This is a genomic window from Nonomuraea montanisoli (genome assembly GCF_013363975.1).
GTDB classification, from domain to species: domain Bacteria; phylum Actinomycetota; class Actinomycetes; order Streptosporangiales; family Streptosporangiaceae; genus Nonomuraea; species Nonomuraea montanisoli.
Window position 1 is genome coordinate 479,676 of sequence record NZ_JABWGN010000004.1, and the last position, 22,710, is coordinate 502,385.

Sequence of the window (22,710 nt, forward strand, 5' to 3'; positions counted from 1 at the left end):
ATCGCGGCACACTGGGGCACGGACGAGCCAAGGAGATGTCTGTCATGCCGAACCAGCCCGTGCCCGACGTGCTGTCGTGGGCCAGCGAGATCGACGACGCCGCGATCGCGCAGGCCGCCCGCACCGCGCGCCTTCCGTTCGTCGCCGGCCACGTCGCCCTGATGCCCGACGCGCACGTCGGCATCGGCGCCACGGTCGGCTCGGTCATCCCGACCGAGGGCGCGATCATCCCGGCGGCGGTGGGCGTGGACATCGGCTGCGGCATGGTCGCCACCGAGACGACCCTGACCGCCGCCGACCTGCCCGACACCCTCGACGCCCTCATGCCGCTGGTCGAGCGGCACATCCCCGCCGGCGTCGGCAAGGGCCACGACGACCCGGCCCTGGACCACGCGCTGGGCGGCCTCGGGCGGCCGCGCACCGAGCTGACGGCCAAGCAGGAGCGGACGGTCGCCGTCCAGTTCGGCACGCTCGGCTCGGGCAACCACTTCGTCGAGGTGTGCCTGGACGAGCGCGAGCGGGTGTGGACGGTGCTCCACTCGGGCTCGCGCGGCATCGGCAACCAGCTCGCGACCAAGCACATCACCGGCGCCAGGGGCCTGATGGAGCGCCAGGAGCTGAGCCTGGAGGATCCCGACCTGGCCTACTTCACCCAGGGCACGCCGGAGTTCGAGGCGTACGTCGAGGACATGCTGTGGGCGCAGCGCTACGCCATGGCCTCGCGCGCCCGGATGGACCACGTGCTGGTGGACGCCCTGTTCCAGATCGTCGGGAAGGGGTCGCGGGTACGCAAGATCAACTGCCACCACAACTTCACCCAGCTCGAGAGCCACGGCGGCAAGGAGCTGTGGATCACCCGCAAGGGCGCCATCAAGGCCGCCACCGGCGACGAGGGCGTGATCCCGGGATCGATGGGCACGCGGTCGTACATCGTGCGCGGGCTCGGCAACCCTGACTCGTACGACTCGTGCTCGCACGGCGCGGGACGCCGCATGTCGCGCAACAAGGCCAGGAAGCAGCTCAGCGCCGGCTCGCTGGCCGAGGCGATGCGCGGCCGCACCTGGAACGCGGACCGGGCGGACGCCCTGGTGGACGAGCACCCCGAGGCGTACAAGCCGATCGACCAGGTCATGGCCGACCAGCGCGATCTGGTGGAGGTGCGGCACACGCTCGGCCAGGTGTTCAACTACAAGGGCTGACCCGCGGCGACGAAAGGTGTTCGGCCTGGTCAAAGCGGGTAACGGATGGGCGTCGGGCAGGAGTCGAGAAAGGACCCGCCATGCGCCGTCCCGTCGCCGTCTCCGCCGTCGCGCTGGTGCTCGCGACCGCGGGGTGCACCGGCCTGACCTACAGCTCCGAGGACGTCACCCGCATCTTCACCCCGAAGAACCAGGGGGCCAACGCCGCCGCCAAGGGGGTGTTCGTGCGCAACGCGTTCCTGCTCGGCGCGTCGCTCACGGGCCGCCCGGAGACGCCGGCCGCCGGGCTGCCGCTGTACGCCGTCCTCATCAACGAGCGGGCCGAGCCGGTGCGGCTGGAGAAGGTCACGCTCGGCAAGGGCGGCCAGGTCCAGCTCTCCGGCACCGTCGAGGTGCCGCCCCGCGGCATCGTGGGCACCGACCGGCCGATCGGCACCGTCACCGGCGTGGCCAACACGGGCGCGGTGCCGATGACGTTCAGCTTCACCGCCGGGCCGAACGACATGCTGCTCGTCGTGCCGGTCGTGGCGCGCACGGGCGTGTTCGCCTCGCTCAGCCCGAGCGGGGCGCCGCCCAACCCCAGCGGAGCCCCCAGCCCCGCCGGCTCTCCCGCGCCGTCCGGCTCCGCTCCGGACGTCACAGGGAGCCCGTCACCCACCGCCACCCCATGACCATCCGGGCGTAACCCCCGGGCCACCCGTCCGGTCTAGCGTTCGCCGCATGATGACGCGCAGATGGGTCGCGGGCGCGCTGGCCGTCCTCGTGGGCGGCCTCGGCGGTACGGTCGCCGTCGTGCTTACGCAACCCGACCCCGCCTCGGCCGCCGGCCGAGGCCACTCCCCCGTCGTGATCGGCCACCGCGGCGCCAGCGCCCACCGGCCCGAGCACACCCTCCTGTCGTACGAGGCGGCCATCGCCCTGGGCGCCGACTACATCGAGCCCGACCTGGTCTCCACCAAGGACCACGTGCTGGTGGCCCGGCACGAGAACGAGATCTCCGGCACCACCGACGTGGCCTCCCGGCCGGAGTTCGCCGGGCGGCGCACGACCAAGACGATCGACGGCCGGCCGGTGACCGGCTGGTTCACCGAGGACTTCACGCTGGCCGAGCTGAAGACGCTGCGGGCCAAGGAGCGCGTGCCGGACCTGCGGCCGGACAACGCGGCCTTCGACGGGCTGGCGGAGATCCCGACGTTCGAGGAGGTCGTGCGGCTCGCCGAGCGGCACGGCGTCGGCGTCTACCCGGAGACCAAGCACCCGACCTACTTCGACTCGGTCGGCCTGTCGCTGGAGGAGCCGCTGCTGGAGGTGCTGAACGCGCACAAGGTGCGCAAGGTGTTCATCCAGTCGTTCGAGACGGCCAACCTGCGCGACCTGCGGTCGAAGACCCGGCTGCCGCTCATCCAGCTCGTCACGTGGGGCGGCGCGCCCTACGACTGGGTGGCCGCGGGCGATCCGCGCACCTACGACGACATGGTCAAGCCTGAGGGACTGCGCGAGGTGGCGTCGTACGCGGACGGCATCGGCGTGGACACCCGGCGCGTGGTGCCGGCCGGCCCGGACGGCAGGCTGCTGGAGCCCACGACGCTGGTGACCGACGCGCACCGCAGGCGCCTGGAGGTGCACGTCTGGACCGTGCGCAACGAGAACTCCCAGCTCCCCGCCGACTACCGGCTGGGCAACCCGGCGAGCCCGGTGTATCCGCGCGCCACGGGCGACGTGATGGGCTGGCTGGACCGGCTGCTGGACCTCGGCGTCGACGGGGCGTTCTGCGACGACCCGGGCATGGGGCGGGCGGTCGTCGCCCGCCGCGCCGCCCGCGCGGGAGCCTGATCGCGAGGGGGTCCCGCCCGGCGGGACCCCCTCGGGGACGTCACTGCCCGGCCAGGCCGGTGTGCGCGACGCCGCGGATGATCTGCCGCTGGAACAGCACGAACACCACGAGCAGCGGCAGCCCGGCGAGCACGACGGAAGCCATGATCTGGGCGTAGCGCAGGCCGAACGTGCCCTGCACGACGTTGGCCAGCCCGACGGGCAGGGTCATCGTGTTCGGGTCGGTGGAGACCAGGAACGGCCACAGGAAGTTGTTCCACGTCGTGATGAACGTGAAGATCGACACGGCGGCGAGCACCGGCCGCGACAGCGGCAGCACGATGGTGAAGAACACCCGCCAGCGTCCCGCGCCGTCCACGAAGGCCGCCTGCTCCAGCTCCGGCGGCACGTCCTGGAAGAACTTGTAGAGGATGTAGACGATCAGCGGGGCGGCCACCTGCGGCAGGATGATCGCCCACCAGGTGTCCACCAGCCCCAGCGAGACCATCTCGGCGAACAGCGGCGCGATGAGCACCTGGGGCGGCACCATGATCCCGGCCAGGATCACGGTCAGCAGCGCGCGCCGGCCGCGGAAGCTTGTGCGGGCGAAGCCGTAGGCCGCCATGGCGGAGAACAGGACGGTCATGGCGGTCACGACCGCCGCGGTCACCAGCGAGTTGACCGCCCACTTCACGATGCCGCCGGTGCCGAGGACGAGGCTGTAGGCGTCGAGGGTGACGCGGCTGCCGATCCATTCCAGCGGCAGCTTCGTCGTCTCGGTCTCGGGTTTGAGCGAGGTGGCCACGGCCCAGGCGATGGGCGCGAGCCAGGCGGCGGCGAGCACGAGGGCGACGGCCAGCAGCACGAGCCGGCCCCAGCCGAACCTCTTGGTCATGACGGCTCCTCGCTCTTGCGGAACAGCCGCAGCTGCGCCAGGGAGACGACGACGATGAGAGCGAACAGGATGTAGGAGACGGCCGAGGCGTAGCCGATGCGGTAGCCGGTGAACCCGGCGTCGTAGGCGTACTCGATGATCGGCCGGGTGGAGTCCCCGGGGCCGCCGCCGGTCATCAGGTAGATCTGGTCGAAGACCTTCAGCGAGGCGAGGAGCTGGAGCACGACGACCAGCGCGGTCGTACGGCCGAGCAGCGGCAGCGTGATGGAGCGCAGCCGGTGCCAGGCCGAGGCCCCGTCGAGCTCGGCGGCCTCGTACAGGTGGTGCGGGATCGACTGGAGCGCGGCGAGGTAGAGCAGGAAGTTGAAGCCGACCGTCCACCACACGGTGGTCAGCACCATCGACCACATCGCCGTGGACGGGTCGCCCAGCCACAGCACGTCGGTGCCGAGGGCGCCGTTGATCAGGCCGTACTCCGGCGGGTAGATCATCTGCAGCCACAGCAGCGACACGACGGCCGACGGCAGCAGGAACGGGCCGAAGAACGACAGCCGCCACAGCCACTGCACGAAGCGCAGGTTGTGGACCAGCAGGGCGAGGCCGAGGCCGAGCAGCACGAGCGGGATCGTGCTGAGCACGGTGAACACGACGGTGTTCCCCAAGGAGCGCCACATGCGGGGGTCGCCGAACGCCTCGGCGTAGTTGGCCAGGCCGACGAAGCGGTCGTTGGTGCCGGCGATGTTGACGCTCGACAGGCTCATCCGCAGGCCCTGGAGCAGCGGCCAGACCAGGAAGGCGAGGTAGATCGCGAAGAAGGGGGCGACGAACAGCAGCCCGTGCTGGGTCCAGCCGCGCCGCGGCCGGGCCTCCTCGGCGGGCGCGGCGGCGGAGGCGGGGACGGCGACGGTGGTCATCATCGCTCCTCTGGCGGGAAGGGGTTGGGCGCGGCCATCAGCCGGCTCAGCGCCTGCCTGGCCTGGGCGAGCCCCTGTTCGGGGGTGCTGGCGCCGCTGATGACCGGGGAGAACGCCTGGCCGAACTCCAGCCACAGCCGCGAGGCGGAGCCGGCGAACCACGCCCTCGGGTCCAGGGCGACCTCGGTGATGACCGAGCGGTACTCCGACTGGGGGCGCAGCGCGAGGTAGTCGGGCTGCTCCAGCGTGGGCAGGTAGGCGGGGACGTGCCCGGCGACGGCCCAGTCGGCGCTGTTCTTCACGAGGTGGGCGATGAAGCGGTAGGTGGCGCGCTCGACCTCGGGGTCGCGCTCGCGCTGGTGCGGCAGGACGAAGGCGTGGCAGTCGGCCTGGGCCGAGCCCTTGCCGAAGACGCTGGGGAAGCGGGCCATGCTGAACGGGGTGCCGCGCTGCTTGAGGCCGGTGGTCTCCCAGTCGCCGTTCCACAGGAAGGCCGCCTGGCCGTTGGTGAAGGCGGCCACGGAGGCGCCGTAGTCGGTGCGCGGGTCGCACAGCCCCTCCTCGCCGAGGGTGCGCATGAGGCGCAGCGCGTCGAGCGCCCTGGCGTCGTCGAGGGTGACGCGGGAGCCGTCCTCCGACAGCAGCGTGCCGCCGCTCTGCGGGTAGAGCGACCACCAGAGCCGCCAGGGGCCGACCGTGCCGAGGCCGAGGGCGTCGAAGACGAGCGGCGGCTTGCCGCCGAGCGCGGCCTTGGCCCTGCGCAGCGCGGCGAGCAGCTCCTCCGGGCCGTTGGTCGGCAGCAGGCGGCCGTCGGGGCCGAGCAGCCCCGCCCGCTCGCAGATGTCGGTGTTGTAGTACTGCACCATCGGGTGGGCGTCGAACGGCACGGCGTACAGCTCGCCGCCGACGTGCGCCCGTTCCCAGATGGGCGGGCTGAAGTCGGCGGCCTTGAGGCCGTTCTCGGCGAGCAGGGCGGTGTCGATCGGGTCGAGGATGCGGCCCGCGCCGATGCCGGACAGGCGGGCCAGGTGGAAGGTGGCCAGGTCGGGTGAGCGGCCGCCGGCCCCGGCCATGGCGATCTTCGTGTAGTACGGCTCGCCCCAGGCGAGCACGTTCTCCTCCACGGCGATGTCCGGGTTGCCCGCGCCGAACGCGCGGACCATGCCGTTCATGATGATGCCGTCGCTGGCGCCGAGGAAGTGCCAGTAGCGCACGCGGGTCCGGGCCGAGCCGGCTCCCACGGGGATCGAGCAGCCGGCGGCGCCCGCGCCGAGGAGCGCGAGGCCGCCGCCCAGGAGGCTGCGGCGGGTGATGGGGGGTCCGTCCACGATGGGCCTCTTCCTCTGGACAGGGATGTCGTGGATGTTGACGTGAACATCTCGCCCGCGCGAAGGGCGCGCGGGATCGACGGGTGGGGGTCCGTGACGGCGGGCGGGTCGCGGGAGGCGCCGCCCGGGTTCAGGGTGCCTTGAGTGTTAGCGGTCACAATGCGCATGTCAAGACCCCGGGTTCGATACCGCACAGACCTTGACGTTCAACGTGATAACGCTAACAATCAGGGCATTCTTGTCACGTCTGCACCACAGGAGCGCGAGACCACGTGAGCACCACTGCCCGCGAGGCCCACCTCACCATCGATCCGGCGTTCCGCGTGGCCCCCGTGCGGCGCCGCACGTTCGGCACGTTCGTCGAGCACCTCGGCCGCTGCGTCTACACCGGCATCCACGAGCCCGGGCACCCGTCGGCCGACGAGGACGGCTTCCGCCGCGACGTCCTCGACCTGACCCGCGAGCTGGGCGTGAGCACGGTCCGCTACCCCGGCGGCAACTTCGTCTCCGGCTACCGGTGGGAGGACGGCGTCGGCCCGCGCGACAGGCGGCCGCGCCGGCTCGACCTCGCCTGGCACAGCACCGAGACCAACGAGATCGGCGTCGACGAGTTCGTCGCCTGGTGCCGCAAGGCCGGCGTGGAGCCGATGATGGCGGTCAACCTGGGCACCCGGGGCATCGCCGAGGCCGTGGACCTCCTGGAGTACTGCAACCACCCGTCCGGCACGGCCCTGTCCGACCAGCGGGTCGCCAACGGCGCCAAGGAGCCGCACGACATCCGCATGTGGTGCCTGGGCAACGAGATGGACGGCTTCTGGCAGACGGGGCACAAGACCGCCCGCGAGTACGGCCGGCTGGCCAACGAGACCGCCCGCGCCATGCGCATGGTCGACCCGAACCTGGAGCTGGTCGCCTGCGGCAGCTCCGGCTCCTCGATGCCGACCTTCGGCGCGTGGGAGGCGGAGGTGCTGGAGCACACCTACGACGTCGTCGACTTCGTCTCCTGCCACGCCTACTACGAGGAGAAGGACGGCGATCTCGGCAGCTTCCTGGCCTGCTCGACCGACATGGAGTACTTCATCCGGTCCGTGGTCGCGACGGCCGACCACGTCGGCGCCAAGCTGAAGTCGCGCAAGCGGATCGACATCTCCTTCGACGAGTGGAACATCTGGTACCTGTCGCGCCACCAGGCCGCCGAGCCGCCGCGCGACTGGCCCGTCGCGCCGCCGCTGCTGGAGGACCGCTACCACCTGGCCGACGCGGTCGCCTTCGGCGGGCTGCTCATCACGCTGCTGCGCAACAGCGACCGGGTGACGGCCGCGTCGCTGGCCCAGCTCGTCAACGTGATCGCGCCGATCATGACCGAGCCGGGCGGGCGGGCCTGGCGGCAGACCACGTTCCACCCGTTCGCGCAGGCGTCGCGCTACGCCTCGGGCGAGGTGCTGCGGGTCGAGCCGGTGTCGCCGTCGTACGAGACGGCCGAGTACGGCGAGGTGCCGATGCTGCACGCGGTGGCCACCCGCGCCGAGGACGGCGGCGTCACGGTGTTCGCGGTCAACCGGTCCACCGACGGCCCGCTGTCGCTGGAGATCGACGCGCGGGCGCTGGGCGGCGTCCGCGTCACGGGCGCGACGACGCTCACGGACGTGGACGTCTACGCCCGCAACACCGCCGATGACCCGGACCGGGTGGCGCCCCGCGCCAACCCGGACGTGGAGCACGACCCGCTGCGGGTGCTGCTGCCGCCGGTCTCGTGGAACGTGATCCACCTGGGCTGATCCCCGCCACCTGCGGCCGCCCGCCGGGGCGGCCGCTCAGGCGCGCTTCGGGGAGCCGGTGCTCTCCCGCACCACCAGGTCGGGCTCGACCAGCCGGCGCGTCTCCCCCTCCTCGCCCGCCATGCGGTCGAGGAGCAGGTGGAAGGCGTGCCGGCCGACCTCGCGGAAGTCCTGCCGCACGGTGGTCAGGGGCGGCCAGAAGTACGCCGACTCGGGCACGTCGTCGAAGCCCACCACGCTCACGTCCTCGGGCACCCGCCGCCCGGCCTCGCGCATGGCGCGCAGCACCCCGAGCGCCATCTGGTCGTTGCCGACGAACACGGCCGTCACCGACGGGTCGGCGGCCAGCCGCCGGCCGAGCTGGTGGCCCGAGCGGGGGCTCCAGTCGCCGCGCAGCGGCTCGGGCACCGGCCGGCCCTCGGCCTCCAGGACGCTCTTCCAGCCCTCGATGCGGCCGCTGGCGTCGATCCAGTCGGCCGGGCCGCCCAGGTGCCAGACGGTCTCGTGGCCGAGGCTCAGCAGGTGGCGGGTGGCGCGGACGGCGCCGGCCCGCTGGTCGACCATGGCGACCGGCACCGGGATGTCCTCGCCCGCGTCGACCGCGACCACCGGCAGGTCGGGCGGCAGGTGGCGCAGGCCGTCGGCGGCCGACTCGTGCGGGGCGACGATGATGACGCCGTCGACCGACTGCGAGCGCAGCCGGTGGACGCCCTCCTCGATGGAGCGCCGGTTGAGCGCGCTCAGGCTGGCGATGCTCACGGTGTAGCCGCTGAGCCGGGCGGTCTGCTCGATGCAGTAGAGCGTGGAGGCGGGGCCGTACAGGGTGGTGTCGATGCTGACCACGCCGAGCACGCCCGAGCGGCCGGTGACGAGCTGCCGGGCCGCGGAGTTGGGCCAGTAGTCGAGCTCGCGCACGGCCGCCAGCACGCGCGCCCGGGTCTCGGCGCGCACCCGGTCGGGCGTGTTGAGCACGCGCGAGACGGTCATCGCCGAGACGCCGGCGAGCGCCGCGACGTCGCCGAGCACCGCGGGTCTGCTGCGCGGCCGCCCGCCCCCGTCCGATGCCGTCGCCATCCGCCTCACCCCTTTCCCGATAACGCTAACAGGAACGGTCCCGCCGCGCGTCCCGGAAGGCGATCCCGGAGGACGATCCCGGCGTCCCGGAACCACGCCGCCCGGGTCTTCGTTCGCCAGTCAGGCGGGAGCTCCCCCGCGCGACGGATCGGACGCGGAGGTTCCCCGGATGACCGGACACACCAGCCGAACAGCTTCGCCCCTCTCAGCGGACCCGGTGCGGACCGGGACGCTGCGCTACCCGGCCGGGTCGCTGGTGATCCTCACAGGTCTGCCCGGCGCGGGCAAGAGCACGTTGCTGCGCCGCCTGTACGGGCTGGACGGCTCCGAGACGGCGCCCGTGGTCGCGGGCGGGGTGACGGTGATCGACTCGATGCAGTCGAGGCTGCGCTGGGCCGGGTCCTTCGGGTGGGTGCCCAAGCCGGCGCGCACCGCGCTGGTCTTCGCCACCCATCTGTGGCGGATCCGGCGCGGGCTGGCCGCCGGTCCGGTGATCGCGCACAACCGCGGCTGCGGGCCCGTGGTGCTGCGCCTGTTCGCCCGGCTGGCGCGCCGTCGCGGCGTGGCCTTCCACCTGCTGCTGCTCGACGCCTCCCCCGAGGCCGCCCTGGCCGGCCAGCGGGCCCGCGACCGGGTGGTGGGGGCGCGTACGTTCTCCTACCACCGCCGCCGCTGGGAGGCGCTGCTGGCGCGGGCCCGGGCGGGCGCCGCCGCGCCCGCGGCGGGCGCGACGGTGATCGACCGGCGCGCCGCGGACCTGCTGGGCGGCATGGGCGGCCCGGGCGCCATGGGAGGCATGGGAGGCATGGACGGCATGGACGGCCCGGGCGGCATCGTCTTCGACGCCACGCCCGCCTCCCCCGCCGGGCGCGCGAAGCCCAGTACGATCAACAGATGACCGAAATGACCGAAACCACGCCCGGCTGGCTCGCTCCCGAGGAGCTGGAGTCGCTGCGCGGCCGGATGCCGATCCTGTACGTCGACGCCGTGCCGGTGCGGGTGGACGACACGGGCACCGTGACCCGGGTGGGCCTGCTGCTGCGCATCGCCCCGGACGGCACCGTGAGCCGGGCGCTGGTCTCCGGGCGGGTCCTCTACCACGAGCGGGTCCGCGACGCGCTGCTGCGCCACCTGGAGAAGGACCTCGGGCCGGTCGCCCTGCCGAGCCTGCCGCCCTCGCTCACGCCGTTCACGGTGGCGGAGTACTTCCCCACCCCGGGCGTCACGCCGTACCACGACCCGCGCCAGCACGCGGTCTCGCTGGCCTACATCGTGCCGGTGCGCGGCGACTGCCGGCCGCGCCAGGACGCGCTGGACCTGGTGTGGTTCACGCCGGAGGAGGCGGCCTCGCCGGTGGTGCAGCAGGAGATGACCGGCGGCCACGGGGTGCTGCTCAAGCAGGCGCTGGCGACCGTGGGCCGGCTGACCTGACCTCCGGACGGCGACCGCCCGGCCCCCAGGAGAGAGCCGGGCGGTGCGATGTGGCGCGTCAGCGGCGGCCGACGACCTTGACCCAGTCCGTGGCCTCCGCCGGGTCGAGGTGGCGGGAGCCCTCGAAGACCGCCCGCCACGTGCCCGAGGTGTAGGCCGGGACCCTGGTGTGGAAGGAGCCGTCACGGTCTGTCGTGACCGTCTCGACGTGCTCCCAGTCCCCGCCGCGGTCCGACTGGAAGAGGATCACGATCCGCTTCCAGCCGAGCCGGTGCCACGACTCCGACTCCTTGCAGTAGTCGGCGTGGTGGACGGAGACGAAGCCGCTGATGTAGTCGTCCTCGCACTCCACCGCGAGCCGGCCGTCCAGCGAGAGCGTCCTGCCCTGCCAGACGGGCTCGGGGCCCGCGTCGAACCGGAGCACGGTGTGGCCGCCGTCGACGGCCGGGTCCGCCAGCGCGGGGGCGGCGGCCGCCCCCACCATGGTGACGCCCAGAGCGGCCGCCGCCAGGCCGGCGGCGAGTCGTCGCATCATCGGATGAACTTCCTTCCCCGTGTGGAACGCGCGTCCGGACGGGCGCGCGTCATCGCGAATGACGCGATCGGGTAAAGAAAAGTTGCGATCCGCTGATCACGGTTATGCAACGACTCTTCATTTCATAGCCCGATATATGTCTGTTTTGGGCTATTTATCGGATTTAGTCGGCGAGTTGGTGGATTTTCGAGAGGATCGGGGCGTAGCGCGGGGTCCCCTCGTAGCGCACGCGCCACGAGCCGCCGGTACGGCCCGCCACGTCCGTGGCGAAGGCGCCGCCCTCCCCGGTGGTGACCTCGGCCACCTCCTCCCACGTGCTGCCGCCGTCGGGACGCCAGAGGATGTCCACCGGCTGCTCGGCGAACGGGGCGTAGTCGGCGACGCCCTTGGGGCCGAGGCGGTTCAGCGAGCCGGCGAAGCGCACGGCCGAGCCGTCGGTGGTGGGGGTGACGCGCACGCCGTCCAGCTTGGTCTCGCGGCGGAGCTGGAACGTGCTGTACTTCGTCGTCGTGGCCCCGTCGGCGCCGGTGGCGGTGGCGGTGACCGTCCAGGTGCCCGCCGGGTAGTTCCGGGTCAGCCCCTTGTCGGGCAGGAAGCGCCAGGTCTGCCAGTCGCCGTTGAAGCTCATCCAGCTCGGCGTCGGCTGCCAGGACACCGACTGGTCGCGCTTGCCGCGGCCCTTCCCCGAGTCGCGGGGGTCCGCGCGGCGCTTGTGGTCGCGCTGCGGCGCGGCCAGGCGGGCCGCGCCGGGCACCACCGCGGAGTGGTCGCGGGACGACGCCGCCAGGGCGGGCTGGTGGTCGCGCGCGGGGATCAGCGGACGGCCCTGCGGACGGACGGCGCGGCCGACCGGCACCACGGGCGCGCCCTGGTCGTCGGCGGCCACGGCGGGCGGCATCTGGGCCGGCGTCCCCGGAGCGGGGACGGCCGGGCGCGGGGCCGGCGCGGCCGGGGCGGGCGCGGGGGCGGCGCCGGTGGAGGGGTCGGTCGCGTCCTGCGGCGGCTTGCCGGGCTCGACCTTGACGGTCACCCCGTTCCTGTACTTGACGTCCTTGGCCACCACGTCGATCACCATGCGGACGGAGTCGCCGGGGCCGACGACGGGAGAGGCCGGGCGCACGACGATCTCGCGGATGGTCGGGGCGGCGGCCCGCGCGGCGGCGGCGAGGCCGGAGCCGGCCGGGTTCACGGCGGAGGCCCCGTGGGATGCGGCGTGGGACGCGGTGTGGGATGCGGCGGTGGAGGCGGGCGGGAGGCTCGTGGCGGCGGAGGACGCCGGCGCGGGCACCGTGAGGGCCCCCGCCGCGAGCGAGACGAGAACGAGTCTTCTGGTCATGATCCAGACCGTAGGAACCGGCCGGTCATGGCAGGGACCACGACACACGCCCCGGAAGGCAAAGACTCCGTCGCCGGCGCGGAGCCCGCTCAGCCCGCGTACAGCTCCTCGATGACGGCGGCGTACTTGGCGTGGATGACCCGCCGCTTCAGCTTGAGGCTGGGCGTGAGCTCCTCGCTCTCGGCGGTCCACTCGTTGCCGAGCAGGGCCCACCGCTTGACCTGCTGGACCCGGGCGAGCCGTTCGTTGGCGGCGGCGACGGCCGCCCCGACCTCCTTGAGCACGTCGGGGTGGGCGGCCAGCTCGGCGAGGGCGCCCTCGATGCCGCGGGCGCGGGCCCAGCCGGGCGCCACGTCCGGGTCGAGGGTGAGGACGGCGACCGGGTGGGGCCGGTTGTCGCCGTAGGCGAGGGCCTGGCCGACCAGGGGGTGCTCCTTGAGGAGGTTCTCGATCGCGGCGGGTGAGATGTTCTCGCCGCCGGAGGTGATGATGAGCTCCTTCTTGCGGTCCACCACCCGGTAGAAGCCGTCGTCGTCGACCGTGCCGATGTCGCCGGTGTGCAGCCAGCCGTCGCCGTCGACGAGCGCGGCGGTGTCGTCGGGCCGGTTGAGGTAGCCGCGGGTGTTGAGGGGGCTGCGGGTGAGGATCTCGCCGTCCTCGGCGATGCGCACCTCGACGCCGGGCTCGGCCCGGCCGACGGTGCCCAGGCGGTAGCAGCCGGGGCCGTTGCCGGTGAACGCGCCGGTCGTCTCCGTCATGCCGTACACGTCGATGACCTTGAGGCCGAGCCCGGCGTAGAAGCGCTGCACCTCGCCGGGCAGCGGCGCGGCGCCCGTGGCGGTCCACTGCGCGCGGTCGAAGCCGATGAGCGCGCGCACGCCCGCCAGCAGCTCCGCGTCGGCGCGCTCGTACGCCGCCCGGACCTCGGGGGTGACCGCGTGGCCGTACTGGCCCCCCTCCACGTACGCCACGCCCGCCGCCATCGCCCGCCGCACGGCCTCCTGGCGCTCCTCCGGCTGGGCGGAGAGCACGGCCAGCAGGCGCGCCATCATCTTCTCCCACACGCGCGGCACGCCGAAGAACATCATCGGCCGCACCTGCCCGAGCGTGGCGCCCAGCTCGGCCAGGTCGGTGCAGAAGTGCACGTGCGAGGCCTTGACCAGCGGCAGGTAGAGACTGAGCACCCGCTCGGCGATGTGGGCGTAGGTCAGGTACGAGATCTGGGTGCCGCCCTCGGGCAGCGTGGCCATGCGGTCGGTGGCCGCCACCTCGTACAGCACGTTGCGGTGGGTGAGCGGCACGCCCTTGGGGTTGCCGGTGGTGCCCGAGGTGTAGAGGACCGTCACCACGTCCTCGGCGGTCACGGCGCGCCAGCGGGCCTCGGCGGCGTCCGGGTCGGCGGCCAGCGCGTCGCGGCCGAGCGCGAGCAGGTCGTCCCAGGACATGAACCGGTCGTCGCCGGCCGGCGCGCCCTCCAGCAGGACGATCGTGCGCAGCGCGGGCAGCCGGTCCAGGACGGGCCGCCAGCGCGCGAGCTCGGCGGGGCCGCCCAGCACGGCGCAGACGGCGCCGACGTCGGCGGCGACGAACGCGATCTGCTCGGCCGCGAACGTGGAGTAGATCGTGCACCCGATCCCGCCCGCGTGGACGGCCCCGAGGTCGGCCAGCACGTGCTCGCTGCGGTTGACCATCATGAGCGCGACCGTCTCGCCGGGCCGCAGGCCGATCGCGGCGAACCCGGCGGCGATCTCCAGCACCCGCCGCCGCGCCTCGGCGTAGGTGAGCGTGACCCAGCCGCCCTCGGCCGGGTCGGAGTAGGCGGGCGCGCCGGGGTGCCGCTCGGCCGTCACCCTGAGCTGCTCGCAGATGGTCCGGCCGGCGATCAGCTCGTCGATCTCCGCCCGCACGCCGAGGACACCGGCCATGGCACGCGCTCCTCACATGTTCACTTGTCCCGTTCACTTATCCAGGGGCATGCATCGCACCACACCTCCCGGGTAGCGGCAAGACCTCTCCGGAAGGCGGGAATCCTGTCACGTAGAGTGATGCAACGGATGCGGAAGATGCCCGGGGGCGCGCATGACCACGCACGAGACGCACGAACGCACGTTCTTCGGCCACCCGTGGGGGCTGGCGACGCTGTTCGGCACCGAGATGTGGGAGCGGTTCAGCTGGTACGGCCTGCGGGCCATCCTGGCCACGTTCATGGCCGCCTCCCCCGCCCAGCACGGCCTCGGCCTGAGCGAGCAGACGGCCACGGCCGTCGTCGGCGTGTACGGCGCGCTCATCTACCTGGTGGCGCTGCCGGGAGGCTGGATCGCCGACCGCCTGCTCGGGCCGCGCCGCTCGGTGTTCTGGGGCGGGTTCGTCATCATGTGCGGCCACATCAGCATGGCCGTCCCGGTCACGTCGTCGTTCTTCGTCTGGCTGGGGCTGGCGCTGATCATCGCCGGGACGGGCCTGCTCAAGCCGAACATCTCGGTCATGGTGGGCAAGCTCTACCCGGAGGAGGACGACGGCCGCCGCGACGCCGGGTTCTCGCTGTTCTACCTGGGCATCAACTTGGGCGCGTTCTTCGCGCCCATCGTGGTGGGCTGGCTGGCCGACGGCGACCGCTGGCACCTGGGCTTCAGCGCCGCGGCCGTCGGCATGGCGCTCGGCCTCGCGCAGTACGTCCTCGGCCGCAAGCACCTGCGCGGCGTCGGCGACGAGCCGAACATGCCGCTGACCCCGGAGCACCGCCGCCGGGCGCTGCGGCACGTGGGGCTGGCCGCGCTCGGCGTCGTGGTGGTCATGGCGATCTGGGTGGCGACGGGGACGTTCACGATCGACCGGTTCACGGTGGTCGTGACCCTCGTCATCCTCGCGGTGCCGGTCGTGTACTTCGGCTACATCCTGACGGGCAGCCACGACCTGACCGAGGACGAGCGGTCGCGGATGAAGGCCTACGTCTGGCTGTTCGTCGCCGCCGCGATCTTCTGGATGCTGTACGACCTGGCGCCGAGCAAGCTGCTGTTCTTCGCCCAGAACCACACGGACCTGACGCTGTTCGGCGTCCACATCAACGCGGCGACCACCCAGTCCTTCAACCCGCTCTTCATCATGATCTTCGTGCCGGTGTTCGCGACGCTGTGGGTGAAGCTGGGCAGGCGGGTGAGCACGCCGCAGAAGTTCGCCTTCGCCCTGGTCATGGTGGGCCTGAGCTTCCTGGTGATGGCGCTGGCCGCCACCCTGGCCCAGGGCGGCCGGGTGTCGGTGTGGTGGCTGGTGCTGGTCTACCTCATCCAGGTGTTCGGCGAGCTGTCGCTGAGCCCGGTCGGCCTGTCGGTCACCTCCAAGCTGGCCCCGCAGGCGTTCAAGGGACAGATGCTCGGGCTGTGGTTCATCTCGATCTCGGTGGGCGACGCGATCGGCGGGCAGACCGGGCGGCTGAGCAACGTGATGTCCGACCCGGCGTACTACACGCTGCTGGCGCTGATGGCGATCGTGGCCGGGATCGCGCTGCTGATGTTCACCAGGAAGCTGCGCCACCTGATGTCCGAGCACCACGAGCCCGCGACGCCGCCCACCCGCTGAGGACGCCGGCGGGGCCGGGGCGGAGGCCGACCCCGGCGGCTCCGCCGGGTCCCTTGATCCGATAGACATGTGACCGTGCCCGAACTGCTCGACCTCGTGGGAATCTTCGTCTTCGCGCTGTCCGGCGCGCTCATGGGCGTGCGCAAACGGCTCGACGTGGTCGGGATGGCGGTGCTCGCCGAGATGACGGCGCTGGGCGGCGGCGTGGTGCGCGACCTCATCCTCAACGTCCGGCCGGCCGCCTTCCAGAGCGTGGGGTACGTGCTGGTGCCGCTGGCGGCCACGGCGATCGTGTTCTTCTGGCACCCGCACGTGGCGCGGGTGATGCCGGCCGTCCTCGTGTTCGACGCGGCCGGTCTCGGGCTGTTCTGCGCGGTCGGCACGCTCAAGGCCCTGGAGTACGGGCTGAGCCCGCTGCACGCCACCCTGCTCGGCGTCACCACGGGCGTGGGCGGCGGCATGCTGCGCGACGTGCTGGCCGGCGAGATCCCGACGCTGCTGTACGACCGGCAGCTCTACGCGGTGCCCGCACTGCTCGGCTCGGCCATGATGGCGGAGCTGTCCACGCTGGGGCTGCACGGCTGGCCGGCCACGCTGGCCTCGGCGGTGGTGGCCTTCGGGCTGCGCGTGGCCGCGATGCGCTACAAGCTGCGCGCCCCGCTGGCCCGGGGCGTCCCGCCCTCCGAGTGAGCCGCCGCCGGGCCCCGGAGCCGGAATGAGGGCCGCCGGGCCGCGAAGCCGGGAGGGCCGGGCGAGGCCGGGCGCGGCCGGGCGCGGGCCCGGGTCAGATCATCGGGACCAGCGCGTCGGCGGGCAGGCCGCCCGCGGCCGGGCCGCGCTCGCGGGCGGCGGCGATGCGTTCCACGGCCTCCTCCAGCACCGCCGGCGGCAGCGTGTACGGCACGCGCAGGTACCCCTCCAGCGTCCCCTCCAGGCCGAACCACGTCCCCGCCGCCAGCCGCACGCCGCGCGTGGCGGCGGCCTCGCACAGGGAGACGGCCGAGGCGGAGTCGTGCCGCACCCACAGCGACCCGCCGCCGCGCGGCACCTCGAACCGCCAGGCCGGCAGCCGCTCGCGCAGCGCGGCCACCAGCGTCGCGCGGGAGGCGCGCAGGCCGCGCAGCCGCTCGGCCCTGGTCTCCTCCATCCGGTCGAACAGCCGGGCCACCGTGAGCTGCTCCAGCACCGGGCTGGCGATGTCGACGGCCGCCCGCCGCACGGCCAGCCGGCGGATCAGCGCGGTGCCGGCGCGCAGCCAGCCGATGCGCAGCCCGCCCCACCACAGCTTGGAGGCCGAGCCGATGGTGACCATGCGGTTGTCGGTGTCGAAGGCGGCCATGGGCGCGTGACCGCCGTCGTCGTCCCCGTCCAGGTCGAGCTCCGCCCACGTCTCGTCGATGACGATCATGGTGTCGGTGCGGCGGGCCGCGCCGGCGACGGCGGCGCGGGTGGCGTCGTCCATGAGGGCGCCGGTCGGGTTCTGGAAGTCGGGCATGAGGTAGGCGACGCGGGCCGCCGACTGGCGCAGGGCGCAGGCGACGAGATCGGCCTGCCAGCCCTCGTGCGAGATGCCGACCGGCACGAGCCGGGCGCCGCGGTGCCGGGCCACGTCGATGGCGTGCGTGTAGGTGGGCGACTCGACCAGGACGGCGTCGCCCGGCCCGGCCAGCAGGCTCATGGCCAGGTGCAGGGCGTGCTGCGAGCCGGTGGTGACGAGGATCTGCTCGGGCCGGGTGGCCAGGCCGCGCGCGGTGTAGCGGGCGGCGATCCGCTCACGCAGCACCGGCAGGCCCATGGGGTCGTAGCCGTTGCCCATGCCGTACCGCGGCAGGTCCTCCACCGCCTCGGCCATCACCTCGCGCAGCGCGGAGGGCGCGGGCGGGGCGGCGGTATGGAGCTGGATGAGGCCGTCCTGGCCGGTGGACAGCCACGGGTTGTCGGCGGTGGAGGCGGGGTCGGGCAGCGCCGTCCAGCTCCCGGAGCCCTGCCGGCTCTCCAGGTACCCTCGCTCGCGCAGCAGGTCGTAGGCGGCGGTCACGGTGGTGCGGCTGACGCCGAGGGTCTCCGCCAGGTGCCGCTCGGCGGGCATGCGCACGCGGACGGGGATGCGCCCGTCGAGGATGAGCGCGCGCACGGCGTCGGCGAGCGCCCGGTAGTACGGCCGGGCCTCCGCCGGCACGTCGGTGAGCCGGGCCACCTGCGCCGCCCCCAGAAACCTCATCAGGCCACTTTTCATGATTGGACCTGTTTTGGCAAGCAGGTGGCCTGCCACTCTGGGACCACTATGAGCGAAGCGTCCATTCCCCATCTGGGCTCCCTGCCCTCCCGCCTCACCCGGCTCTACGGCGGCCTGGCCCTGTACGGCCTCGGCATCGGCCTGCAGGTCCGCTCGGGGCTGGGCAACGGCCCGTGGGACACCTTCCACCAGGGTGTGGCCGGCCACCTGGGCCTGTCGATCGGCACCGTGATCATCGGGGTGGGCGCGCTGGTCATGCTGCTGTGGATCCCGATGCGGCAGCGGCCCGGCCTGGGCACGATCAGCAACGTGATCTGCGTCGGCCTGTTCGCCGACGCCGCGCTGTTCCTGCTGCCCGTTCCCGGCCACTGGGCGCTGAGCTGGCTCTACCTGGCTCTGGCCCTCGTGTCGATCGCGATGGCCACCGTGCTCTACATCGGCGCCGGCATGGGCCCCGGACCGCGCGACGGCCTGATGACCGGGCTGGTCCGGCTCGGCCTGTCGCTGCGGCTGGGCCGCTTCCTCATCGAGGTGACCGTGCTGGCGGCGGGCTGGCTGCTCGGCGGCACGGTGGGCGTCGGCACGCTGGTGTTCGCGCTGGCGATCGGGCCGCTGACCCAGCTCTTCGCCCGCCGCTTCCCCCTGACGTGATCGCGCCGCCGGGTCCGTCATGACGCGACGTGCTCGGACCCGGCAGCGCGATCGCCCTCACGGCGAGTAGCGTCAAGGCATGCGGATCGAGGACTACGCCCTGATCGGAGACATGCAGTCGGCTGCCCTGGTGGGCAGGGACGGTTCGATCGACTGGCTCTGCCTGCCCAGGTTCGACTCCCCGGCGTGCTTCGCGGCGCTGCTCGGCGGAGACCGCAACGGCCACTGGTGGATCGGCCCGCCCGGCCGGCAGCCCGCCACCCGCCGCCGCTACCGTCCCGACACGCTCATCCTGGAGAGCGAGTGGGACACCCCCACGGGCACGGTCCGAGTGATCGACTTCATGCCGCCCCGCGACGTCAACCCCGACGTGGTGCGCATCGTGGAGGGCGTCTCCGGCACGGTCGAGGTGGCCACCCAGTTGCGCGTGCGCTTCGACTACGGCCGCATCGTCCCCTGGGTGCGGCGCACCGACGGGCACCTCCAGGCCGTCGGCGGGCCCGACTCCGCCTGGCTGCACTCGCCCGTCCCCCTCAAGGGCGGCGACTACGCCCACCGCGCCACCTTCCACGTCAAGGCCGGCCAGCGGCTGCCGTTCGTGTTCACCTGGCACCCCTCGCACGAGCCGATGCCCACCCAGATCCATGCCGAGCACCAGCTCGACGAGACCGAGTCGCTGTGGAAGGAGTGGGTGGCCACCTGCACCCACGGAGGTCCCTGGCGCGACGCGGTGGTGCGCTCCCTCATCACCCTCAAGGCCCTGACCTACGCCCCCACCGGCGGCATCGTCGCCGCCCCCACGACCTCCCTGCCGGAGGACCTCGGCGGGGTCCGCAACTGGGACTACCGCTACTGCTGGCTGCGCGACGCCACGATGACGCTCGAGGCGCTGCTGAACAACGGCTACCTCGGCGAGGCCGCCGAGTGGCGGTCGTGGCTGCTGCGCGCGATCGCCGGCCGCTCCCAGGACCTCCAGATCATGTACGGCGTGGCGGGCGAGCGTCGGCTGCCCGAGATGCAGCTCGACTGGCTCGACGGCTACGAGGGCTCCCGGCCGGTCCGCATCGGCAACGACGCCGTCAACCAGCTCCAGCTCGACGTCTACGGCGAGGTGATGAACGCCCTCTACCTGGCCGGCGCCTCCGGCCTGACGGCCGACGAGCGCGCCTGGTCCATCCAGCGCCAGCTCCTGGACTACGTCGAGGAGCACTGGGACGAGCCGGACGAGGGCCTGTGGGAGGTGCGCGGCCCGCGCCGGCACTTCACCCACTCCAAGGTCATGTGCTGGGTGGCGCTCGACCGGGCGGTCAAGTACGTCGAGCGGTACGGCCGGGTCGGCCCCGCCGACAAGTGGCGGAGCACGCGCGACCGCATCCACGCCGAGGTGTGCGAGAACGCCTTCGACGCCCAGCGCAACACCTTCACCCAGTCCTACGGCTCCACCGAGCTGGACGCGTCGCTGCTGCTCATGCCCATGGTCGGGTTCCTGCCCGCCGACGACCCGCGCATGGTGGGCACCGTGGCGGCCATCGAGAAGGAGCTGATGTCCGACGGCTTCGTGCTGCGCTACCCGGTGGCCGAGGACAACGACGTCGACGGGCTGCCCGGGGGCGAGGGCGCGTTCCTGGCGTGCAGCTTCTGGCTGGTCGAGGTCATGGCCATGCAGGGGCGCAAGGACGAGGCGAAGGAGCTGTTCGAGCGGCTGCTGGCGCTGCGCAACGACCTGGGCCTGCTGTCGGAGGAGTACGACCCCCGCTACTCCCGGCTGGTCGGCAACTTCCCGCAGGCGTTCAGCCACGTGCCGCTGATCCACGCGGCCCGCGCGCTGTCCGAGCACGACGAGACGCCCAAGCTGGCCCGCGACACCTGACCCGCGGGCGGGGCGCTCGCCATCCCGCGCTCGGGCGCGCCGCGCTCACCGTGGGCGGGGCGGGGCGGGGGGCCGGGGCGGGCCGGTCAGGCGGCGAGGCGGGCGAGGACGCGGGCGAAGTCGGGCGGGGGCGCGACGACCAGCCGCGTCTGCCCGTCGCGCAGCTCGATGTCGGCCCGGATGAGCGTCAGCCGCCCCTGGTGCCACCAGTAGACCTGCGGGCTGAGCCCGCCCGTGCGGGCGGCGTGGACGCGCAGCCGCTCGATGGCCCGCACCACGCCGATCCCGTTCACGGGATGCACGAGCAGCGTGTACGGGTCGGGCAGCACGGCGAGGACGCCGTGGGCGGGCACGGGCAGGTAGGCGCCGAGCCAGCGCAGGTGCGTCGCCGCCGAGGGGGTGCGGCCGGTCAGCCGGGTGACGGCCGTGCCGGACAGCTCGATGGCCTCGACCGACAGCCTCTCGCCGCGCCGCACGTTGCCGACGGCCCGGTCCAGGGCCTCGCCGGGCGGCACGGGCCAGCAGCCGGCCTCCTCGGGCAGCACCGGGCGGGCGCCGACGGTGAGCAGCTCCACCAGGTCGCCGTTGAGGTGGCGGCCGACCACGCGGGTCAGGTCGGGCACGTCGTCGACCGCCTCGACGCGGGTGCCCAGCAGCGGCCCGGCCCGGTCGTAGTCACAGGCGTCCACCCCGCCCGCGGGGTCCGCGATGTCTCCGGCGCCGCCCGCGGCGTCCGCCATGCCCCTGGCGCCGGGGTCCGCGATGCCTCTGGCGCCGCCCGCGGCGCCGACGGCTCGCGCCAGGTGCTGGGAGACGAGGGTCGGCCAGTCCTCGCGCGGCCGGCGGCCCGCCTCGCGGCGCAGCCCGGTGAGCCGGACGAGGATCTCGCCGTCGCGCGGCCGGCGGGGAGCCGGCAGGCGGAGGGTGAGCGAGGTGCCGTCGGCGGCGAAGGCGCAGGTGAAGCCGAGGGAATCAGCCACAAGTGCGAGCAGGGAGTCGAGGTCGACGTCCTCGACCGCCCTGCGCGAGGGTTTCCGGCCACGTCGGAAGAACTTCACGCGCGGCGTCCCATCATGTCCGATTTGTCCTGGTCTGTCCCTCCTACCTTGCCTGGTCGCCGCTGCGGATCGGTCCAGCCAGCGAGCACGATTCGGTATCGATAACGGCCGGGGCTCCAAGCCACACACTCAGCTGTGGTGATCCGTGCCCAACCGGCAGTCCCGCCAGGATCGGCACGCCCAGCGGCAGCAGCCGGTCGCGCAGCACCGGATAGGGGTCACCGCAGTCCACCCACGAGCCGAGCACGAGGCCCCGCACACCGTCGAACGCCCCAGCCTGCAGGAGCTGGGTGAGCATCCGGTCGATCCGGTACGGCTCCTCGCCGATGTCCTCCAGCAGCACGATCCGCCCGTCGAAGGACGGGTGGTGGCGGGTGCCGCACATCGCGGCGAGCAGCGACAGGTTGCCGCCGGTCAGCACGCCCTCGGCCCGGCCCGGCGACAGCACCAGCTCGCCGGTGACCGCGGGCGCCCGTCCGGCCAGGGCCGCCTGGAAGTTCTCCCACGACACCGGCTCGGGCCCGCTCTCACCGGCGATCGTGTCGCAGGCCGGCATCGGGCCGTGCAGGGTCGGCACGCCCAGTTCGGCGGCGAAGACGTGGTGCAGCGCGGTGATGTCGCTGGAGCCGACGAGCGTCTTCGGCCCGGCGGCCCGCATCGCGTCCCAGTCGATCAGGCCGAGCAGCCGCGCCGCGCCGTACCCGCCCCGCGCGCAGAACACCGCGGAGACGGCCGGGTCGCACCAGGCGGCCTGCAGGTCGGCGGCGCGGCCCTCGTCCGAGCCGGCCAGGTAGGGCAGCTCCTGCCGGTCGAGCACCCGCCCGCCGGCCGCCACCTTCAGCCCCAGCCCCTCCAGGCGCTGGATGCCGCGCTTGAGCAACGTGGCGTCCGGCGGCCCCGACGGCGCCACGACCGCGACGGTGTCGCCCGGCCGCAACGCGGTGATCTGTCCTTCGGGCCTGACGGGCCCGGTCCCTGGCTCGTTCACGTGCCAAACGGTGTCACACTTGTGCTCCA

At 73.2% G+C, this 22,710-nt stretch carries 20 protein-coding genes; 10 read left to right on the top strand and 10 right to left on the bottom strand.

The features are described 5' to 3' along the window. The first annotated feature begins 44 nt into the window (after positions 1-44). The 3 genes from HTZ77_RS12010 (at position 45) to HTZ77_RS12020 (ending at position 3,032) form a co-directional block, all read left to right on the top strand. Entirely contained in the window at positions 45-1,199 is a 1,155-nt protein-coding gene (locus HTZ77_RS12010; RefSeq protein ID WP_175589579.1) for an RtcB family protein, read from the top strand. 80 nt (positions 1,200-1,279) lie between these two features. Continuing rightward, positions 1,280-1,870, top strand: a complete 591-nt coding sequence (locus HTZ77_RS12015; protein WP_175589580.1) for a hypothetical protein — start codon at positions 1,280-1,282, stop codon at positions 1,868-1,870. A gap of 49 nt (positions 1,871-1,919) precedes the next feature. Then, positions 1,920-3,032, top strand: a complete 1,113-nt coding sequence (locus HTZ77_RS12020) for a glycerophosphodiester phosphodiesterase (protein WP_235994549.1) — start codon at positions 1,920-1,922, stop codon at positions 3,030-3,032. 40 nt (positions 3,033-3,072) lie between these two features. Here HTZ77_RS12020 and HTZ77_RS12025 read toward each other — a convergent pair whose 3' ends face one another. From HTZ77_RS12025 to HTZ77_RS12035, 3 genes are read right to left on the bottom strand one after another with little or no spacing between them, the layout of a single operon-like run. Beyond that, the gene (locus HTZ77_RS12025) at positions 3,073-3,906 is read right to left on the bottom strand and encodes a carbohydrate ABC transporter permease (protein WP_175589581.1); all 834 of its coding nucleotides are present in this window, start codon (positions 3,904-3,906) and stop codon (positions 3,073-3,075) included. After that, positions 3,903-4,823 carry a carbohydrate ABC transporter permease gene (locus HTZ77_RS12030; protein ID WP_205302504.1) on the bottom strand — a complete coding sequence of 307 codons (921 nt, stop codon included), beginning with the start codon at positions 4,821-4,823 and terminating at the stop codon, positions 3,903-3,905. The genes HTZ77_RS12025 and HTZ77_RS12030 overlap by 4 nt, the downstream gene beginning before the upstream one ends. Continuing rightward, on the bottom strand, positions 4,820-6,148 hold the full coding sequence (locus HTZ77_RS12035) for an extracellular solute-binding protein (RefSeq protein WP_175589582.1): 1,329 nt from the start codon (positions 6,146-6,148) through the stop codon (positions 4,820-4,822). Before HTZ77_RS12035 ends, HTZ77_RS12030 begins: the two co-directional genes overlap by 4 nt. A gap of 272 nt (positions 6,149-6,420) precedes the next feature. Here HTZ77_RS12035 and arfA point away from each other — a divergent pair, with 272 nt between their 5' ends. Next, positions 6,421-7,926: an arabinosylfuranosidase ArfA gene (gene arfA, locus HTZ77_RS12040; RefSeq protein ID WP_175589583.1), complete on the top strand. Its 1,506-nt coding sequence runs from the start codon at positions 6,421-6,423 to the stop codon at positions 7,924-7,926. A gap of 36 nt (positions 7,927-7,962) precedes the next feature. Here the strand turns inward: arfA and HTZ77_RS12045 are convergent, their stop codons facing one another. Continuing rightward, complete coding sequence (locus HTZ77_RS12045) at positions 7,963-9,000, bottom strand: LacI family DNA-binding transcriptional regulator (protein ID WP_175589584.1); 1,038 nt, start codon at positions 8,998-9,000, stop codon at positions 7,963-7,965. 169 nt (positions 9,001-9,169) lie between these two features. On the opposite strand from HTZ77_RS12045, the gene HTZ77_RS12050 reads away from it, so the two are divergent. Continuing rightward, a complete protein-coding gene (locus HTZ77_RS12050) occupies positions 9,170-9,898 on the top strand; it encodes an AAA family ATPase (RefSeq protein WP_175589585.1) in 729 nt (242 codons plus the stop codon). Further along, positions 9,895-10,431 carry an NUDIX hydrolase family protein gene (locus tag HTZ77_RS12055; RefSeq protein WP_175589586.1) on the top strand — a complete coding sequence of 179 codons (537 nt, stop codon included), beginning with the start codon at positions 9,895-9,897 and terminating at the stop codon, positions 10,429-10,431. Before HTZ77_RS12050 ends, HTZ77_RS12055 begins: the two co-directional genes overlap by 4 nt. A 58-nt stretch (positions 10,432-10,489) precedes the next feature. Here HTZ77_RS12055 and HTZ77_RS12060 read toward each other — a convergent pair whose 3' ends face one another. The 3 genes from HTZ77_RS12060 to HTZ77_RS12070 all read right to left on the bottom strand — a co-directional run bounded on the left by HTZ77_RS12060 (position 10,490) and on the right by HTZ77_RS12070 (position 14,227). Beyond that, positions 10,490-10,966, bottom strand: a complete 477-nt coding sequence (locus HTZ77_RS12060; protein WP_175589587.1) for a hypothetical protein — start codon at positions 10,964-10,966, stop codon at positions 10,490-10,492. A gap of 163 nt (positions 10,967-11,129) precedes the next feature. Beyond that, positions 11,130-12,302, bottom strand: a complete 1,173-nt coding sequence (locus HTZ77_RS12065; protein ID WP_175589588.1) for a hypothetical protein — start codon at positions 12,300-12,302, stop codon at positions 11,130-11,132. A gap of 89 nt (positions 12,303-12,391) precedes the next feature. After that, positions 12,392-14,227 (bottom strand): AMP-dependent synthetase/ligase, encoded by a 1,836-nt coding sequence (locus HTZ77_RS12070; RefSeq protein ID WP_175589589.1) that lies wholly within the window; start codon positions 14,225-14,227, stop codon positions 12,392-12,394. A gap of 154 nt (positions 14,228-14,381) precedes the next feature. On the opposite strand from HTZ77_RS12070, the gene HTZ77_RS12075 reads away from it, so the two are divergent. Together HTZ77_RS12075 and HTZ77_RS12080 are read left to right on the top strand one after the other, a co-directional pair. Beyond that, positions 14,382-15,878 carry a peptide MFS transporter gene (locus tag HTZ77_RS12075; protein ID WP_175589590.1) on the top strand — a complete coding sequence of 499 codons (1,497 nt, stop codon included), beginning with the start codon at positions 14,382-14,384 and terminating at the stop codon, positions 15,876-15,878. A gap of 69 nt (positions 15,879-15,947) precedes the next feature. Then, entirely contained in the window at positions 15,948-16,568 is a 621-nt protein-coding gene (locus HTZ77_RS12080; protein WP_328808541.1) for a trimeric intracellular cation channel family protein, read from the top strand. A gap of 94 nt (positions 16,569-16,662) precedes the next feature. Here the strand turns inward: HTZ77_RS12080 and yczR are convergent, their stop codons facing one another. Beyond that, positions 16,663-18,099: a MocR-like transcription factor YczR gene (gene yczR, locus HTZ77_RS12085; RefSeq protein ID WP_175589591.1), complete on the bottom strand. Its 1,437-nt coding sequence runs from the start codon at positions 18,097-18,099 to the stop codon at positions 16,663-16,665. Between the two features lie 63 nt (positions 18,100-18,162). On the opposite strand from yczR, the gene yczE reads away from it, so the two are divergent. Continuing rightward, positions 18,163-18,765 (top strand): membrane protein YczE, encoded by a 603-nt coding sequence (yczE, locus tag HTZ77_RS12090; protein WP_175589592.1) that lies wholly within the window; start codon positions 18,163-18,165, stop codon positions 18,763-18,765. 79 nt (positions 18,766-18,844) lie between these two features. Further along, the gene (locus HTZ77_RS12095; protein WP_175589593.1) at positions 18,845-20,635 is read left to right on the top strand and encodes a glycoside hydrolase family 15 protein; all 1,791 of its coding nucleotides are present in this window, start codon (positions 18,845-18,847) and stop codon (positions 20,633-20,635) included. Positions 20,636-20,721: 86 nt separating this feature from the next. Here the strand turns inward: HTZ77_RS12095 and HTZ77_RS12100 are convergent, their stop codons facing one another. Together HTZ77_RS12100 and HTZ77_RS12105 are read right to left on the bottom strand one after the other, a co-directional pair. After that, positions 20,722-21,693 (bottom strand): hypothetical protein, encoded by a 972-nt coding sequence (locus tag HTZ77_RS12100; protein ID WP_175589594.1) that lies wholly within the window; start codon positions 21,691-21,693, stop codon positions 20,722-20,724. Between the two features lie 43 nt (positions 21,694-21,736). After that, complete coding sequence (locus HTZ77_RS12105) at positions 21,737-22,681, bottom strand: S66 peptidase family protein (protein WP_328808542.1); 945 nt, start codon at positions 22,679-22,681, stop codon at positions 21,737-21,739. Between the last annotated feature and the right edge of the window lie 29 nt (positions 22,682-22,710).

Excerpts from the sequence above, each read along its gene's own strand:
- HTZ77_RS12010 (WP_175589579.1), top strand. The coding sequence starts at position 45 with ATGCCGAACCAGCCCGTGCCCGACGTGCTGTCGTGGGCCAGCGAGATC.
- HTZ77_RS12015 (WP_175589580.1), top strand. The coding sequence starts at position 1,280 with ATGCGCCGTCCCGTCGCCGTCTCCGCCGTCGCGCTGGTGCTCGCGACC.
- HTZ77_RS12020 (WP_235994549.1), top strand. The coding sequence starts at position 1,920 with ATGATGACGCGCAGATGGGTCGCGGGCGCGCTGGCCGTCCTCGTGGGC.
- HTZ77_RS12025 (WP_175589581.1), bottom strand. The coding sequence starts at position 3,906 with ATGACCAAGAGGTTCGGCTGGGGCCGGCTCGTGCTGCTGGCCGTCGCC.
- HTZ77_RS12030 (WP_205302504.1), bottom strand. The coding sequence starts at position 4,823 with ATGATGACCACCGTCGCCGTCCCCGCCTCCGCCGCCGCGCCCGCCGAG.
- HTZ77_RS12045 (WP_175589584.1), bottom strand. The coding sequence starts at position 9,000 with ATGGCGACGGCATCGGACGGGGGCGGGCGGCCGCGCAGCAGACCCGCG.
- HTZ77_RS12050 (WP_175589585.1), top strand. The coding sequence starts at position 9,170 with ATGACCGGACACACCAGCCGAACAGCTTCGCCCCTCTCAGCGGACCCG.
- HTZ77_RS12055 (WP_175589586.1), top strand. The coding sequence starts at position 9,895 with ATGACCGAAATGACCGAAACCACGCCCGGCTGGCTCGCTCCCGAGGAG.
- HTZ77_RS12060 (WP_175589587.1), bottom strand. The coding sequence starts at position 10,966 with ATGATGCGACGACTCGCCGCCGGCCTGGCGGCGGCCGCTCTGGGCGTC.
- HTZ77_RS12065 (WP_175589588.1), bottom strand. The coding sequence starts at position 12,302 with ATGACCAGAAGACTCGTTCTCGTCTCGCTCGCGGCGGGGGCCCTCACG.
- HTZ77_RS12070 (WP_175589589.1), bottom strand. The coding sequence starts at position 14,227 with ATGGCCGGTGTCCTCGGCGTGCGGGCGGAGATCGACGAGCTGATCGCC.
- HTZ77_RS12075 (WP_175589590.1), top strand. The coding sequence starts at position 14,382 with ATGACCACGCACGAGACGCACGAACGCACGTTCTTCGGCCACCCGTGG.
- yczR (WP_175589591.1), bottom strand. The coding sequence starts at position 18,099 with ATGAGGTTTCTGGGGGCGGCGCAGGTGGCCCGGCTCACCGACGTGCCG.
- yczE (WP_175589592.1), top strand. The coding sequence starts at position 18,163 with ATGAGCGAAGCGTCCATTCCCCATCTGGGCTCCCTGCCCTCCCGCCTC.
- HTZ77_RS12095 (WP_175589593.1), top strand. The coding sequence starts at position 18,845 with ATGCGGATCGAGGACTACGCCCTGATCGGAGACATGCAGTCGGCTGCC.